Here is a 15559-nt window from a genome sequence, read left to right as displayed (position 1 = left end):
CTGAAACTGCTCGGACTCGCCATCGAGGACCCGCGGCATTCCGCTCGCACCCAGCTCCGGCCAGCAGGATGGGCTGGTCGTGATGGGCAGGTCTGAGGAGGCACGCATGGGACTTCGCTGGTATTCGACCGTCGTCGACGCGCACGACCATCGCGCGCTCGCGGCCTGGTGGGCGGAGACGCTCGACTGGCAGGTGAGCTTCGAGGACGAGAACGAGGCAGCGATCATCCCCAAATGGCTCGACGAGGACAGCCCGGGGGTACCGTTCGAGCAGGTCGGGCCCGGACTCGTCTTCGTGCCGGTCGCGGACGAGCGGACCGTGAAGAACCGGCTGCACATCGACCTCGCCGCCCCGTTGCACGAAAGCCAGGTGGCGCACGTCGACGCACTGCTCGCCCGCGGGGCCAGCCGAGCTGACGTGGGGCAGGGGGAGGACACGACGTGGGTCGTGCTGCGCGACCCAGAGGGCAACGAATTCTGCGTCCTCTCGTCTCGGGAGTCCTGAGCGCCGTCCCGCACACCACCCCCGCCGATGGCCCGTCGGAATGTCGGTGGTCCGGTCCAAACTGTCGGCATGACAGATCAACGAATTGACAGAGAAGCCGAGTCCTTCGTGCGGAGCCTCGCCGGTGAGCTCCTTGCGCCGAGAACAGGGGAGTGCGTGCTCTGCTACGTCGCCGACCAGCTGGACGAGTTCGGCTGCGATGGAACGCATCGGTTCTCGAAGTGGTACCAGGAGCGCCAGGCGCCGCGGGCAACCGCCCTGCTCGAGCGACTCGGCCGCATGGGCGCCTACTGCGACTGCGAGATCTTCCTGAACGCCGCTGATGCCGGCGAGGGCGAAGCCCAGGTTCTTCCAGCCTGTCTGGGCGTTCGCCGCGGCTCGACGCAGCCGTGCAGGCTCTGGTGGACAGAGCGCGGAAGCGACTACTGACCCGGTCAGCGACGCGGGAGCGACCGCTCCGCGCAGGCGACGCACTGCTCGGCGAACGGGCGCACGCGCAGACGCTGGTCCGGGATTCGCCTGCCGCACGTCACGCACACACCGTAGCTGCCCGCGTCCAGGCGCAGCACCGCTGCTTCGATCTGCCGGAGCTCCGACTTCGCGGCGTCGGACTGACCCGCGAGCCTCGACCACTCCGCCGAGAGGGGCGCCCCATCGGGGTCGTGCTCGTCGTCATCGTTGAGCGACGCACGATCATGCACCAGCGTCTCGAGGGCGGCATCAGTGCTCGCGACGCGCCCCGCAGCGAGCAACCGCAGGGCCTCCAGACGTTCCGCGTGCGTGTCAGCTCCATCCATGCCGCCATTCTCGTCCAGCAGGCGCCAGAAGTCCTGACGGAACCCGAACCGCCTGAAGTGCCTGAAGTACTTGAAGCGCTCAGGGGCGGCCCGGGTTGCTCCCGGACAATGGCGCACTACGCCATCGAACGGAGCTTTATGGACACGGACGTCGTCATCATCGGAGCCGGACTCGCCGGCCTTCGGGCAGCGCAGAGCCTCGAGTCTCGTGGACAGAGCGTGGTCGTCCTGGAGACGCACGACGAGGTCGGCGGACGAGTCCGCACCGAGGCCATCGACGGGTTCCTCTGCGACCGGGGCTTCCAGGTGCTCAACCCCGCCTACCCGGCGCTCAGGGAGTGCGTTGACCTGGGGGCGCTCGACCTGCAGAGCTTCGGCGTCGGGGCGATCGTGCGGTCAGGCGAGAAGACGACGACGCTCGCGCATCCGATCCGCCACCCTCAGCACGCGCTGCCCACCCTGCTGAGCGCGCACACCCCGCTCTCCGATCTCGTCGCGCTTGCCCGGTGGCTCGGCCCGACGCTGATGAGACCCGACTCGGAGCAGGCAGGCGCCGACCAGGAGCTCCGCGCCTCGTTCGACGATGCGGGGCTCACCGGCCGCCTCCGCACCGACCTGCTCGACACCTTCCTCGCCGGTGTGCTCGCCGACAGCAGCGGCACCTCGTCTGCCGCATACGTCAAGCAACTGGTTCGATACTTCGCCCTCGGCGCACCGGGACTCCCCAAGGACGGCATGCGCGCGCTGCCGGCACAGATCGCCGCGGGGCTCCACGAACCCGTGCGGCTCGGCACCGCGGCGCGCGACGTCGAGGAGACGTCTGGCGGGGTGAGGGTGACCACGGACCGCGGCACCATCCTGGCTCGCGCCGCGATCGTCGCGGTGGCGCCCGACGACCTGCCCGCGGTGACAGGCCAAGAGGCACCGGAGACCCACGGGCTGACGACCTGGTGGTTCCGCGCCACGGGTGAGCCGCGAACCGGCCCCTTCCTGCTGCTCGACGCCTCGCGAGCCGGCGGGGGACCCGCGGGGCCCATCTGGAACACCGCCGTCATCTCGGAGGTCGCGCGCTCATACGCCCCAGCAGGAGCGCACCTCGTGCAGGCGACGACCCTGCTCGATCGCCTGGACGGTCTGGCGAGCGAGGCAGAGGTGCGCCGCGATCTCGCACGCCTGTACAAGACCTCCACCGCCGACTGGGAGGTGATCACGCACCACGTCATCCCGCACACGCTTCCGGTCCAGCTGCCACCCCTGCGGGACCGCGGGCCACAGCTCCTGGGCGAGCGGGTCGTCGTGACAGGGGACCACCGCGAGACGGGGTCGATCCAAGGGGCACTCGTCGCCGGCCAGCGAGCGGCAGCGGCAGTCGCCGAGTCCCTTGCCTGATCCGGCCAGGAAGCGCGGCAGCCTGCGGCTGGTGTTCCCGCACCAGCTGTTCGAGGAGCATCTCGCTGCACCGTCCGGCACCCGCTTCGTGCTGATCGAGCACGAGCTCCTCTTCCGCCAGTACCGATTCCACGCGCACAAGCTGGTTCTCCACCGGGCCTCCCTTGCGCGGTTCGCGAAGAGGCTCATCGGTCGCGGCTTCGCCGTCGAGTACCTCGAGAGCAGGAAGGAGCTACCATCCAGGCTGCAGCTGGCCGAGCTCATCCGCCGAGAGGCGCCCCGCCGGGTCACGTGGTTCGACGTGGTCGACGACTGGCTCGAGCGTGACCTCCTCGGCGCGCTCGAAGCGGGTGGCTACACGTGGAGCGGCGACGATGAGCTCGAGTCGCCCAACTTCCTCACGGGGCGAGCCGAGATCGACTCGTGGTTCTCCGGCAACGATGCTCGAATGCACGCCTTCTACATCTGGCAGCGCCGGCGACTCGGACTCCTGCTCGACGAAGACGGTGAGCCCCTCGGCGGGCGGTGGTCGTTCGACGCCGAGAACCGCAAGAAGCTGCCCCGCGGGTACGCGCCACCGAAGGTCGCACGCTTCGAGGGGCACCCCGTGCTGCAGCGGGAGGGGACGTTCGACCTCGACGCGCTCCTGGGGGAGGAGTCGGCGGCAGAGAGCGCCGAGCCCAGGAACGCCGATGTCGAGGATGCCATCGAGTGGGTCGCCAGCGAGTTCCCGGATGCCCCAGGTGACCCCACGACGTTCGCGTGGCCGACGGACGCCGACGAGGCCCGACGCCACCTGGCGGAGTTCGTCCGGGAGCGGCTTCGCGACTTCGGGCCCTACGAGGATGCGATCTCGAGCGAGCATCCGTTCCTCAACCATGGGCTCCTGACCCCGGCGCTGAACATCGGCCTGCTTGACCCGAGGCAGGTTGTCCGAGCCGCGCTCGATGCGGCCGACGCGGAGACGCCTCTCGCCTCCCTCGAGGGCTTCGTTCGCCAGGTCATCGGGTGGCGCGAGTACATGCGGGCCACCTACCAGGTCCGCGGGCGGGAGCTGCGGACCTCGAACGCGCTGGACCATCATGGGCGCCTGGCGCCCGGCTGGTGGCGGGGCACGACCGGACTCAAGCCGGTTGACCTCGTCATCTCCCGTGTCCTCGAGACCGGCTACGCCCACCACATCGAGCGGCTCATGGTGCTCGGCAACGCAATGTCGCTGCTGCGTATCCACCCCGACGAGGTCTACCGCTGGTTCATGGAGCTGTTCGTCGATGCCTACGACTGGGTGATGGTGCCGAACGTCTACGCGATGAGCCAGTTCGCTGCGGGCGCGGACATCACGACCAAGCCGTACGTCTCCGGCAGCAACTACCTGCGCAAGATGTCCGACCTGCCCGCTGGCGACTGGACCACTCGGTGGGATGCCCTCTATTGGGCCTTCGTGGACGACCATCGTGCGGTGTTCGCGCGGAACCCTCGCACCCAGATGACCGTCGCGCTCCTCGACCGGATGGGGCCGGAGAAACGGGCCGAGCACCTGGCGGTCGCGGCGAAGATCCTGCCTCCGTCAGCAGCGGGGGCAGACGCGGATAGCTGATCCACGAAATCGGCCACCGCAGCGCCCGAAAACCTGCGTTCACCTTCTAGAATCATGAGACGACGAGGACCGCGCCATCACAAGATCCCGTCATCACATGATCTACGTGCAAAGGAGCCGCTCATGGTCGCGTCCATGGTCTTCCCGAACTTCCCCGTCGCCGATGTCAAGGCGGCGACCGACTTCTACCTGAGCCTCGGCTTCACCGTGAATCCGATGTTCTCCGATGACAGCACGAGCTGCATCGTCGTGAACGAGCACGTGGCGATCATGCTGCTGCAGACGGAACGCTTCCAAGGCTTCCTCCCCGAGGGGGCAGAGGCGATCCTCGGTGGCAACCGTCACGAGAGCACAACAGCCCTGCTCCTCGGCAGCGACGCGGAGGTCGACGAGATCACGTCGAAGGCCGAGGCGGGTGGTGCGAAGATCCACCGTCCCGCGGAAGCCAACGAGTTCGGCATGTACGGCGCCGCCTTCGATGACCTCGACGGGCACCTGTGGGAGGTCTTCCACATGGCCGCGCCCGAGGCGTAGCCAGCCGGCGCCAACCCCACAGGCGAACGCCCAGCGTGAGCTCTCGGCACCACGGCTCCACCTGGCTCCATTGCCGATTGCGGCACGGGGACTGGTGGAGCCGATTCCCGTCTGGCACGGTTAGGCGTCCACTCCACTCCAGCACCCTTGGATACGCACATGACCGAGCCTCGCCCGGCAGACAGCCCCGCCGCCGCAGCACCGCAGGTACCCCTCACGCGCAACCAGCGCCTCGACCGGCTCCCGTTCACTGGCAGGCACCGGAAGCTGCTGTTCGGCTCCGGCATCGGCTGGGCCCTCGATGCCATGGACGTGAGCCTCATCTCGTTCGTCATGGCCGCGCTCGCGGTGCAATGGAGTCTCGACGCCACGACGCTCTCGTTCATCGCGTCCATCGGATTCGTCGGGATGGCGATCGGGGCGAGCCTCGGCGGTCTACTCGCCGACAAGCTCGGGCGGCGTCAGGTCTTCGCCGCCACGCTGCTCATCTACGGCCTCGCGACGGGAGCCTCGGCGCTCGCGGCGTCAGTGGCGGCGCTCATCGTGCTCCGCTTCGTCGTCGGCCTCGGCCTCGGGGCCGAGCTCCCCGTCGCGTCCACACTCGTGAGCGAGTACGCGCCGAAGCGCATTCGCGGTCGAGTCGTCGTGCTGCTCGAGGCCTTCTGGGCCGTGGGGTGGATCGGCGCGGCGCTCATCGGCGCCTTCATCATCCCGTTGTCCGACGACGGCTGGCGCTGGGCGCTGCTGACGGGTCTGCTGCCCGCGATCTACGCGGTCGTCGTGCGCTTCGGGCTGCCTGAGTCGGTGCGCTTCCTCGAGAGCAAGGGCCGGTACGGCGAGGCCGAACGCGCGGTTCGACAGTTCGAGGAGTCGGCGGGGGTGGATGCGCCGGAAACGTCGGCCGTCGAGGCCACGGACCGCGCGCAGGCCGCTGAGCGCGCAAGTGCGGCGTCCGGCGCGCGGCCGGCCCGGTGGCGCGACCTGTGGGCTCCGGCGCTGCGCCGCAGGACGGCGGCGCTCTGGGCGGTGTGGTTCTGCATCAACCTCAGCTACTACGGCGCGTTCATCTGGATCCCGAGCCTGCTGGTCGGCCAGGGGTTCACGCTCGTGAAGTCGTTCGAGTTCACGCTGATCATCACGCTCGCGCAGCTGCCTGGCTACGTCGTAGCCGCCTTCCTCATCGAGCGGATCGGCAGGAGGGCGACGCTGGCGATCTTCCTGCTCGGCTCGGCGGGTGCCGCCTTCTGGTTCGGCTTCGCGACCACGGAAGGCACCATCCTGGCCGCAGGAATGTGCCTGTCGTTCTTCAACCTCGGCGCCTGGGGTGCCCTGTACGCGATCGGCCCCGAGCTCTACCCGACCAGGTTGCGGGCATCCGGAACCGGGGCGGCGGCCGGCTTCGGCAGAATCGCATCGATCATCGCGCCGCTGCTTGTCCCGGTCATGCTGGCCGCCGGCGGAGGCGTGCTCGTCTTCAGCGTCTTCTCGGCGGCCTTCCTCCTCGCGGCCGCGGCGGCATTCACCCTTCCAGAGCTCATGGGGACCGAGCTCGAGGAGTAGCGTCGCGTGCAGCCCCTGCTCCGTGCGCCGACAGCGCGCGCCGCAGCTCGACCCAGGCGGTCGCCGACTAGCCTGGAGCCGTGAGCGAACGACAGGATCCTTCACGACGCGGGGTCATACGGGGAAGTGCGGCGGTCGGCGGTGGAATCGCGACGGCGGCGTTGCTCGCGGCCTGCGGAGGGCCAGACGGCGAAGGTGCCGGCGGTTCCGCTGCAGAAGCCGATGCGGCGGCAAGCGGATCAATCCCGCTCAGCGAGGTGCCCGTGGGCGGTGGGGCCATCGTCGCAGCCACCGAGACCGTCATCACGCAGCCGGCGGCTGGCGAGTTCTTCGCATTCAGCTCGATCTGCACGCATCAGGGATGCCCGGTCTCGCAGGTCACCGCGGAGCACATCATCTGTCCATGCCATTCGAGCCACTACGACACGAGGACCGGCGAGCCCGTCTCCGGACCAGCCAACCAGGCCCTCTCTCCGCGCACCGTCACCGTCACCGAAACTGAGGTCGAATACTCGTGAGCATCACCAACATCGAGGCGATTCGCGAGCTCGCGGCGAACGCCGGCCTGGAAGTCGAGTACTGGGGCTGGCGGGGCGAGAAGGAGCAGGTGTCGCCGGAGACGTTGGCGGCGGTGCTCGATGCGCTCGGGCTGTCGGCGAACACCGATGACGAGGTGGCCGCATCGACCGTCGCCTTCGAGGAGCGTCCCTGGCGGCGCACGGTGCCCGCCTGCACGACCGTGCGAGCAGGGAGCTCCGCGAGCGTCTTCATCCACGTGCCACACGGCAGCGCCGTCACCGCAGAGGTGCGGCTCGAGGATGGCACCGTCCGCCAGCTCGAGCAGCTCGACAACTGGGTCGACCCGCGCAGCATCGACGGCGCGCTCGTCGGGCGAGCCACGTTCGCCGTACCGACGGACCTGCCGACGGGTTGGCACTCGATCGCCGCCAGCGTCGGCCAGGGAGCTGCCGCCGTGGAACCGGCGGAGTCTGGCACGCTCATCGTCGTGCCGACGACCACGCCATGGCCCGAGCAGCGCTCGTGGGGACTCTTCACGCAGCTGTACCAGCTGCGCTCCTCGACGTCCTGGGGCATCGGCGACCTCCGCGATCTCTCGGTGCTGACAGCCTGGGGAGCCGAGCGCGATGCCGACTTCGTGCTCGTCAACCCGTTGAACGCGAACCCCCCGGTGTCACCGCTCGAGCCTTCCCCGTACCTGCCGACCTCGAGGCAGTTCGTCGACCCCCTCATCCTCAACATCGATTGGGCGGCCGTCTTCGTCGGGGAGCGCGCGCCGCTCTCGGCCTCGACGATCGAGCTCCTCTCGGGGCTCGCAGCCGCGGCGATCGTCGGGAACGGCGTCGACACGATCGACCGCGACGAGGCCTGGTCGTTGAAGGAACCCGCCCTGCGCGCGCTGTTCGAGGCCTGGCGGTCGGCGAACGTGGTCGACGACGAGTTCGAGGACTTCCGACGAGCCTCGGGTGAGCCGCTCGAACGGTTCGGTGTCTTCTGCGCCATCTCGCGAGTGCACGGCCGCGACTCCCGCGAGTGGCCGAGCGAGCTCGCGACGGCCAGCGGCGCCGAGGTGCTCCCGTTCGCCATCGCGCACGCCGAGGACACCGAGTTCCACGTGTGGCTCCAGTGCCTCCTCGAAGTCCAGGCGAGGCGGGTGCAGTCCGAGGCCAGGGCCGCCGGCATGTCGCTGGGAGTCGTGCACGACCTCCCCGTCGGAGTGCACGCGGGTGGAGCTGACGCCTGGTCGTTCGGCGCGGCGATGGCCCGTGGCGTGACGGTCGGGGTCCCTGCTGACCAGTACAACCAGTTCGGTCAGAACTGGTCCCAGCCGCCGTGGCGCCCCGACATGCTCGCCGAGCTCGGCTACGCGCCGTACCGGGACATGCTCCGCGCCGTGTTCCGCAACTCGGGCGCCGTTCGCATCGACCACATCCTGGGCTTCTTCCGCCTCTGGTGGATCCCGGAGGGGAACACCGCGAAGGACGGCTGCTTCGTGCGCACCGACGCGGAGGCCATGCTCGGTATCCTCGCGCTCGAGGCCGAGCGCGCCGGCGCCGTCGTGATCGGCGAGGACCTCGGCACGGTGCCGCCCGAGGCTCGGGATGCGCTGGCTGAGCGGGGCATGCTCGGCGCCTCCGTGCTCTGGTTCGAATGGGATGAGGATAGTGTCCCACTCGCCGCGGAAGACTACCGGCGCGCCTGCCTGGCGACGGTCACAACGCATGATCTTCCGCCGACGGCCGGGTTCCTGGCCCTCGAGCACCTCGACGTTCGCGAGCGTCTCGGCCTCCTCGAGGGCTCCGTCGAGGAGGCGCGGGCCGAGGAGACCGAGACGATCTCGAAGGTCGTGGACCAGCTCCGGGCATCAGGTCTGGTGGGGGAGGATCCCTCCAACGAGGACCTCGTCGTCGCGCTCCACGAATACCTGGCGGCTTCTTCGGCCCAGCTCTTCGGCGTCGGGGTCTCTGATCTGGCCGGTGACCGCCGCGGCGTGAACCAGCCGGGCACAGCTGACGAGTACCCGAACTGGCGCGTCCCGATGACAGATGCGAGTGGTCGTCTGGTGCTGCTCGAGGAGCTGCTCGCCTCGCCGCTTGCAGCGAGGATCGCGGCCTCCTCGGCAAGATCTGAGTGATGTCCACAAGGCGTGTCGACCGGTGGCAGTCCCGGCGGGGCCGGGGCGTTCCCCTGGTCGGCGCGCTCGTGCTCCTTCTGCTGCTCTCGGCCTGCTCGCCAGCGTGGCCTGCGCCCTCTCCTGGCCCGGCTGAGGCGGCCGACGTGATCGCGACTCCGGGGGCGACGCCTGTGCCGACGGCGACCTCGAGCCCCGTGAACGTCCAGGTCGTGGCGGCGCCCCGCGTCGCCGAGAACGAGAACCCCAAGCCGGTTGACGGCGAGCTGCGCTTCACCCGCGGGCAGTGGGCGACGGTTCTCGGAGCGAGTGGAGAGCCCGTCGGGCGTTTCACGGTCACGGGGGTCGTCTTCGGCGTGAAGTGCCTCGCTGAGGGCGCGCCGAAGGCGAAGGGGAGCTACGTGGCCATCCAGCTGCAGGTCGAAGGCTACGGCGCGTTGGGGGCAGAGCGTGACGGCGCGGGCTACGGCCCCGTCTTCGGGTTGAACGAGCTGCAGCTCTTCGAGAAGAACTCCGAGTCGCGCCTCGGCGGTGCCATCGCCGAGGACTGCATGGAGGGCTCGGTGGAGCAGCGCGAGTACGGGGTCGGCGCGGAGTCCGGCTACCTCGTCTTCGACGTGCCCAAGAAGAAGTTCGACGTCGTCTGGGAGTACGGGGAGCAGACGTTCCGCTACGTCAACCTCATGCAGTGATGACCCTCACGCCGTGATGAGGGGGCAGGGGATACCCGCGAACCGCTTCGACCGCGAGCTCAGGTGAAGAGCTGGGGGAGGATTGCCGCAGCCAGGGGGTAGCCGAGGAACGAGACGGCATCGAGGATGAAATGGGCGACCACGAGCCCGCCCACGCGTCCCCTGCGCAGGAACCACCACGAGAACAGCACGCCCATGGCCACGTTCCCGAGGGCCATCCCCGGCCCCTGGTACAGGTGGTAGGAACCGCGCAGCAGTGACGAGGCGACGATGATCTGCCACGTCGCCCACCCGAGTTCACGCAGTCTCGTCACGAGGTAGCCGACGACGACGACCTCCTCCAGCAGTGCCGCTCTGAGCGCGGCCAGCAGCAGCAGGATCACGGTCCACCAGGTGATCTCCTGGGCGCTCGCCTCAACGGAGAGCGTGAGGCCGAGGGCCCGCGTCGCCAGGTAGAACAAGATGCCGGGGATGCCGACGCAGGCGGCGAGCAGGAGTCCCTGGCCCACGTCCCGGGCCGGCTGGCGCGCATCCAGGCCGAGCCTCCGGAAGCCGGAGACCGTCGGCGTCCAGAGCAGCCAGATCACGAGCGCCACGGGGACGAGGTCGGTTGCGACGCTCATGAGCTGCAGGAGCGCGTCGAAGAGCGGTCTGGCGTCGCGGGAGGCATTCAGCGTGGTGGTCTGGTCGGCGAGGGCCGTGTCGCGGGTGGCCCGCTCGGTGAGCGAGATGATGGCGTAGAGGCTGGACGGGAGGATCGCCAGCGCGAGGACTATCCAGATCTCCCAGCGCGTGCGGATGCGCGCGGAACGGTCCAGGGGTGAGGGACCTTCACTGACCGTGACGTCAATGCGCGAATGTGACATGTCGGCAGTCTACGAACGCCGACGGGCTTGTGTGAGATGAACAAGACCCGTTTCGTGTGCGTAACAATCTTCTGAATTGGCAAGAGGGCGCGCGCGCGGGGGCGTAGGTTCAACGGGTATTTGTCGAGAATTCACAGAGTCCGTGGATCTTCGACGCTCACAGCCCCATGTTTTCCCCAAGGAGGTCCTATGAGGACATCACGAGTTATCGCCACGGGAGCCATCGTCGCCACAAGCGCGTTGGTGCTCGCTGGCTGCTCCGCCCCGAACCGCGATCCGGAGATCGTCGGTGGCTCCGCCATCACGGTTGCCTGGAACGACCCGTTCTTCGCGTTCAACGTCAACACCTCGGCCAACAACGCCGCGGCGAACGCCAACATCGTCCACGTCACGTCGGACGGCTTCATCGACTACGACCCAACCCCTGAGCTCGTGGAGAACACCGAGTTCGGCAGCGTCGAAGAGGTTTCGAGCGACCCGCTCACCATCAAGTACACGGTCAACGACGCGGTGACCTGGAGCGACGGAACCCCGTTCGACGGCGCCGACCTGCTCCTCACCTGGGCTGCGAACACGACGCACCGCTCCGCCGGCGAGGTCCCAGAGGCCGAGTACGACGACGAGGGCAACGTCACCAACCAGGACGCGATCGACGCGGCCGCAGACGCCGGTGTCTACTGGGGAACCGACCCGGCTCCCGGCCTGCAGCTCGATCTCGCATCCGCGGTTCCGACGCTGGCAGACGACAACAAGTCGTTCACGGTCGTCTACGACCAGCCGTACGCGGACTGGAAGACCATGTTCGCGCCGGACACGACGGCGATCTCGGCACACGGCACCGTCCAGCTCGCCTACCCGGGCGAGTACGACGACGCACAGGCCGCCAAGGATGCCTTCATCACGGCCGTCAACGACAACGACACCGCCTTCCTCGGCAAGGTCGCGTCCGAGTACCGCACGGGCTACGACTACACCTCGATGCCCGAGGAGCCGCAGAAGACGCTCTCCAACGGCCCGTACACGATCACTGATCTCGTCGAGAACCAGTACGTGACGCTCACGGCCCGCGAGGACTACACGTGGGGCCCGCTGCCGCACTACGAGACCATCACGATCCGCTTCATCCCGGACCCGCAGGCACAGGTGCAGGCGCTCCAGAACGGTGAAGTCCAGATCGTCTCCGGCCAGCCGACGACCGACCTCCTACAGCAGCTCGAGGCCACCGAGGGCATCGAATGGGAGTCCTCGCTCGAGGGCACCTACGAGCACGTCGACCTCCAGGTCGCCAACGGCGGCGTCTTCGACCCCGCAACCTACGGCGGCGACGAGGCCAAGGCTCAGCAGATCCGCGAGGCCTTCCTGCTCACGATCCCGCGCCAGGAGATCGTCGAGAAGCTCATCACGCCGATCGCACCGGATGCGACCACCCGCGACTCGCTCGTGTTCCTCCCCGGAGCCGACGGCTACGAGGAATCCGTCGCCGCCAGCGGCGTCGACCGCTACTCGGGCGACGACGCGGCCATCGAAGAGGCCAAGGGCCTCCTCGCGCAGGCCGGCGAGGCCAACCCGTCCGTCCGCTTCATGACGGCATCGTCGAACCCGCGCCGCCAGCAGGAGCTGCAGCTCATCAAGGCATCGGCTGAGAAGGCCGGCTTCACGATCGTCGACGCGAGCGCTGAGGACTGGTCCACCGTGCTCACGACGCAGACCGACGCCTACGACGCGGCCCTCTTCGGATGGCAGTCCGAGGGTCTCGGTGTCGGCGAGCCGTCCCCGAACTACATCACGGGCGGCATCAACAACTACTACGGCTGGAGCGACCCCGAGCTCGACCAGATCCTCAAGGACGTCGAGGTCACCCTCGACCCAGCTGAGGCTCAGGGCAAGCTCGTCGACGCCGAGAAGATCATCATGGACAAGTCCTGGTCCGTGCCGATCTTCCAGTTCCCCGGCGTGGTCGCCTGGAGCGACCAGGTCGCGAACGTCAAGCCCGGATTCCTCTCCCCGCAGTACTTCTGGAACGCCTGGGAGTGGGCGCCCGTGGAAGCCGCTGAGTAGTCACACCAGCGTCGATCTCTCGACGCGCTGACCGCCGCGCGGTCAGACCAAGCGACGGCGGGAGTACCGTAGTCTTCTCGACTGCGGGACTCCCGCCTCGTCTGTTCGCGGCCACACCCCGGCCGAATGCCTCCTCCAGAACAGGACACCTCTGTGCTGAGATTCACCCTCCGACGCCTCTTCGTGTCGATCTTCATCCTGCTTGGCGCGCTCTTCATCGTGTACAACCTCGTCGCGATCTCGAAGGACCCGCTCGCGGACATCTTGGAGTCCACGGCTCCCAACAAGGAGCAGCTCATCGCCGCGCGCGTGGAGCTCCTGCAACTGGATGTGCCCGCCCCGGCCCGATTCTTCATCTGGCTCGGCGGCATCCTCGGGTTCTTCATCCCGACCTTCAATGACCCGAACGGGCTGTTCGGCTTCCTCGGCAACAACTTCTCCATGGGCGTCAACATCGTCGGCCAGGACGTGGGACCGCTCATCGCCTCCGCGGTCGGCCAGACCCTGCAGCTCGTCACCGCCGCGACGCTCATCGCCGTCGTGATCGGCGTCGCCGTCGGCGTGACGACCGCCCTGCGCCAGTACTCTGGCTACGACTACACGGTGACGTTCCTGTCGTTCCTCACGTACTCGCTGCCGATCTTCTTCGTCGCCGTGCTTCTCAAGCAGTACATGGCCATCGGCTTCAACGACTTCCTGCAGGAACCTCAGATACCGATACCGATGCTGCTGCTGATCGGCGTGGTCATCGGCTTCATCTTCATGTCGATCATCGGAGGGCCCGCAAAGACGCGAGCCATCGTGTTCGGCGCCGGCACCGCTGGCAGCATCGCGATCCTCTTCGGGATGGAGCTGCTCGACTGGTTCCGCAACCCGGGCCTCGGCACGGTGCTGATCATCTTCCTCGGGCTCGCGACGGTGCTCATCACCGCGGCGCTGACCGTCGGTCTCTCCCACCGTCGCAACCTCATCGTCACCGGCGCGGTCGCAGTCGTCGGGGGAGCGCTCTGGTACCCGCTGCAGTTCGCGATGACCAACGAGATCGGCGCCTGGTTCCCGATCGTCCTCATCGTCGCCTTCACGGCCATCGCCTACTTCGTCGGCAAGTTCTTCGGCGGCCTCGACAAGCGGAACGTCGCAGGCAACGCGGCGATCGTCGGCTTCGTCGTCTCGCTGCTTCTCGTCATCGACCGCGTCATGCAGACCTGGTCCGGCTACTACGACCAGACCGGCGGACGACCGATCGCGACGGTCGGCGCATCCAGCCCGCAGCTCGGCTCCGACCCGTCCATCTGGCTGCAGATGCTCGACGGCTTCACGCACCTGCTGCTGCCGACCATCGCGATCATGGTCATCTCCATCGCGAGCTACAGCCGGTACTCCCGCTCGAGCCTGCTCGAGATCATGAACCAGGACTACGTGCGGACCGCTCGCGCGAAGGGCCTGCCGGAGCGCACGGTGGTCATGCGCCACGCACTGCGAAACTCGCTCATCCCGATCACCACGATCGTCGCGGCCGACGTCGGAGCCATCATCTCCGGCGCGATCGTGACCGAGCAGATCTTCGGCTGGAGGGCGATGGGCTCGATCTTCTCCGAGTCGCTGCGCAACGTCGACCTCAATCCGCTCATGGGCTACGTCCTCGTGACTGCCGCCCTCACGGTGATCTTCAACCTGATCGCCGACATCCTGTACTCCGTCCTCGACCCGCGAATCCGCCTGAGCTGAGAGAGGGCTGAGCTATGACGACTCCGAACTTCACTGAGATCACCTCACCCCAGCCGCACGGCCCCGGGGACGAGCTGACCATCGAGCAGCGAGAGACCATCGGCCTGAGCCAGGGCCAGATCGTCTGGCGCCGCTTCGTGCGCCACACGGGTGCGATGGTCTCGACTGCCGTCCTCCTGGTCATCGTGCTGCTCGTCTTCACCTCCGTCGGCATCGTCGTGCCGTGGTGGGACTTCTCCGAGGGCAAGTTCACGCAGATCCAGGTCCCCGGTTGGTGGGCCTACGACTGGAACTCCATCGCCCCCATCGAGAACGGCGGCAACCCGACCTTCGTGAGCCTGTTCGACTGGGGTTCGCACCCGTTCGGGCAGGACGAGATCGGCCGCGACATCTTCGCCCGCGTCATGCGCGGAACGCAGCAGTCGCTCACGGTCATGTTCATCTACGGCATCCTCGCCGCGGTCATCGGCATCATCGTCGGCGGCATCGCGGGCTACTACCGCGGATGGGTCGACAACGTGCTCATGCGCGTCACCGACCTCTTCCTCGTCATCCCGACGCTCGTCTTCGCGGCCGTCCTCGGCCAGCTCGCCGGCCAGAACGAGGTCCTCCGGGCCTACGGTGCCGTCTCGCTCGCCGTCGTGCTCGGTCTCGTCGGCTGGATGTCGCTTGCCCGCCTCGTGCGCGGAGAGTTCCTCACGCTCCGTGAGCGCGAGTTCGTCGACGCGGCGCGCGTCGCAGGTGCATCAGGTCGCCGCATCATCTTCCGACACATCCTGCCGAACGCCCTCGGTGTGGTCATCGTCTCCACGACCCTGCTCATGAGCGCGGCCATCATCCTCGAGGCCAACCTGTCGTTCCTGGGCTTCGGCATCCAGCCGCCAGACGTCTCGCTCGGTCAGATCGTGCAGGAGTACCAGGGTGCGTTCGCCACTCGCCCGTGGCTGTTCTGGTTCCCAGGTGCCTTCATCGTCGCCATCGCGCTGTGCATCAACTTCATCGGCGACGGCCTGCGCGACGCGTTCGACCCGCGCCAGCGCAAGATCCCGGGCAACGGCACCTGGTCGCGCATGTGGCGCACGCTCTCGTCGCGCGACGGACGCCCCACCAAGGGCGACACGAGCACGGGTGACGCAAGCAAGGCGGATGCGTGACGCGCCTCGTTGCAGAGCGCGCCCCTCGC

14 protein-coding genes are annotated in these 15559 nt (G+C 68.0%); 12 read left to right on the top strand and 2 right to left on the bottom strand.

Annotated features, from left to right (window positions below):
- Positions 1 to 106 precede the first annotated feature (106 nt).
- Both GV007_RS10360 and GV007_RS10355 read left to right on the top strand, forming a co-directional pair.
- On the top strand, positions 107 to 505 hold the full coding sequence (locus GV007_RS10360) for a VOC family protein (RefSeq protein ID WP_160072371.1): 399 nt from the start codon (positions 107 to 109) through the stop codon (positions 503 to 505).
- A gap of 69 nt (positions 506 to 574) precedes the next feature.
- Positions 575 to 934 carry a DUF2695 domain-containing protein gene (locus tag GV007_RS10355; RefSeq protein WP_160072369.1) on the top strand — a complete coding sequence of 120 codons (360 nt, stop codon included), beginning with the start codon at positions 575 to 577 and terminating at the stop codon, positions 932 to 934.
- Between the two features lie 5 nt (positions 935 to 939).
- Here the strand turns inward: GV007_RS10355 and GV007_RS10350 are convergent, their stop codons facing one another.
- The gene (locus GV007_RS10350; RefSeq protein WP_160072367.1) at positions 940 to 1302 is read right to left on the bottom strand and encodes a TraR/DksA family transcriptional regulator; all 363 of its coding nucleotides are present in this window, start codon (positions 1300 to 1302) and stop codon (positions 940 to 942) included.
- Positions 1303 to 1440: 138 nt separating this feature from the next.
- Here GV007_RS10350 and GV007_RS10345 point away from each other — a divergent pair, with 138 nt between their 5' ends.
- The 7 genes from GV007_RS10345 (at position 1441) to GV007_RS10315 (ending at position 9724) form a co-directional block, all read left to right on the top strand.
- A complete protein-coding gene (locus GV007_RS10345) occupies positions 1441 to 2691 on the top strand; it encodes an NAD(P)/FAD-dependent oxidoreductase (RefSeq protein WP_160072366.1) in 1251 nt (416 codons plus the stop codon).
- Positions 2692 to 2722: 31 nt separating this feature from the next.
- Complete coding sequence (locus GV007_RS10340; RefSeq protein ID WP_236558453.1) at positions 2723 to 4288, top strand: cryptochrome/photolyase family protein; 1566 nt, start codon at positions 2723 to 2725, stop codon at positions 4286 to 4288.
- A gap of 123 nt (positions 4289 to 4411) precedes the next feature.
- Complete coding sequence (locus GV007_RS10335) at positions 4412 to 4822, top strand: VOC family protein (protein WP_160072362.1); 411 nt, start codon at positions 4412 to 4414, stop codon at positions 4820 to 4822.
- A gap of 159 nt (positions 4823 to 4981) precedes the next feature.
- Complete coding sequence (locus GV007_RS10330) at positions 4982 to 6382, top strand: MFS transporter (protein WP_160072360.1); 1401 nt, start codon at positions 4982 to 4984, stop codon at positions 6380 to 6382.
- A gap of 80 nt (positions 6383 to 6462) precedes the next feature.
- The gene (locus GV007_RS10325) at positions 6463 to 6900 is read left to right on the top strand and encodes a Rieske (2Fe-2S) protein (RefSeq protein ID WP_160072358.1); all 438 of its coding nucleotides are present in this window, start codon (positions 6463 to 6465) and stop codon (positions 6898 to 6900) included.
- Positions 6897 to 9035 (top strand): 4-alpha-glucanotransferase, encoded by a 2139-nt coding sequence (gene malQ / locus GV007_RS10320; RefSeq protein WP_160072356.1) that lies wholly within the window; start codon positions 6897 to 6899, stop codon positions 9033 to 9035. Before GV007_RS10325 ends, malQ begins: the two co-directional genes overlap by 4 nt.
- 143 nt (positions 9036 to 9178) lie before the next feature.
- Positions 9179 to 9724 carry a hypothetical protein gene (locus GV007_RS10315; protein ID WP_160072354.1) on the top strand — a complete coding sequence of 182 codons (546 nt, stop codon included), beginning with the start codon at positions 9179 to 9181 and terminating at the stop codon, positions 9722 to 9724.
- A 59-nt stretch (positions 9725 to 9783) separates the two neighbouring features.
- Here the strand turns inward: GV007_RS10315 and GV007_RS10310 are convergent, their stop codons facing one another.
- Positions 9784 to 10590, bottom strand: a complete 807-nt coding sequence (locus GV007_RS10310) for a CPBP family intramembrane glutamic endopeptidase (RefSeq protein WP_160072352.1) — start codon at positions 10588 to 10590, stop codon at positions 9784 to 9786.
- A 189-nt stretch (positions 10591 to 10779) separates the two neighbouring features.
- Here GV007_RS10310 and GV007_RS10305 point away from each other — a divergent pair, with 189 nt between their 5' ends.
- The 3 genes from GV007_RS10305 (at position 10780) to GV007_RS10295 (ending at position 15530) form a co-directional block, all read left to right on the top strand.
- Positions 10780 to 12648, top strand: coding sequence for an ABC transporter family substrate-binding protein (locus GV007_RS10305; protein ID WP_160072350.1), 1869 nt, complete (start codon positions 10780 to 10782; stop codon positions 12646 to 12648).
- Between the two features lie 153 nt (positions 12649 to 12801).
- Positions 12802 to 14376, top strand: coding sequence for an ABC transporter permease (locus GV007_RS10300; protein WP_160072348.1), 1575 nt, complete (start codon positions 12802 to 12804; stop codon positions 14374 to 14376).
- A 14-nt stretch (positions 14377 to 14390) separates the two neighbouring features.
- Entirely contained in the window at positions 14391 to 15530 is a 1140-nt protein-coding gene (locus tag GV007_RS10295; protein WP_104331556.1) for an ABC transporter permease, read from the top strand.
- The last annotated feature ends 29 nt before the right edge of the window (positions 15531 to 15559 follow it).

The organism is Pseudoclavibacter sp. 8L, assembly GCF_902506465.1.
Lineage (GTDB): Bacteria > Actinomycetota > Actinomycetes > Actinomycetales > Microbacteriaceae > Pseudoclavibacter.
The sequence above is the reverse complement of the archived record's forward strand: the minus strand, read 5'-3'. Positions and strand labels throughout refer to the sequence as shown.

What these genes read in the sequence shown, in the direction of transcription:
- GV007_RS10360 (WP_160072371.1), top strand. Translation starts at nt 107, where the DNA reads ATGGGACTTCGCTGGTATTCGACCGTCGTCGACGCGCACGACCATCGC.
- GV007_RS10355 (WP_160072369.1), top strand. Translation starts at nt 575, where the DNA reads ATGACAGATCAACGAATTGACAGAGAAGCCGAGTCCTTCGTGCGGAGC.
- GV007_RS10350 (WP_160072367.1), bottom strand. Translation starts at nt 1,302, where the DNA reads ATGGATGGAGCTGACACGCACGCGGAACGTCTGGAGGCCCTGCGGTTG.
- GV007_RS10345 (WP_160072366.1), top strand. Translation starts at nt 1,441, where the DNA reads ATGGACACGGACGTCGTCATCATCGGAGCCGGACTCGCCGGCCTTCGG.
- GV007_RS10335 (WP_160072362.1), top strand. Translation starts at nt 4,412, where the DNA reads ATGGTCGCGTCCATGGTCTTCCCGAACTTCCCCGTCGCCGATGTCAAG.
- GV007_RS10330 (WP_160072360.1), top strand. Translation starts at nt 4,982, where the DNA reads ATGACCGAGCCTCGCCCGGCAGACAGCCCCGCCGCCGCAGCACCGCAG.
- GV007_RS10310 (WP_160072352.1), bottom strand. Translation starts at nt 10,590, where the DNA reads ATGTCACATTCGCGCATTGACGTCACGGTCAGTGAAGGTCCCTCACCC.
- GV007_RS10305 (WP_160072350.1), top strand. Translation starts at nt 10,780, where the DNA reads ATGAGGACATCACGAGTTATCGCCACGGGAGCCATCGTCGCCACAAGC.
- GV007_RS10295 (WP_104331556.1), top strand. Translation starts at nt 14,391, where the DNA reads ATGACGACTCCGAACTTCACTGAGATCACCTCACCCCAGCCGCACGGC.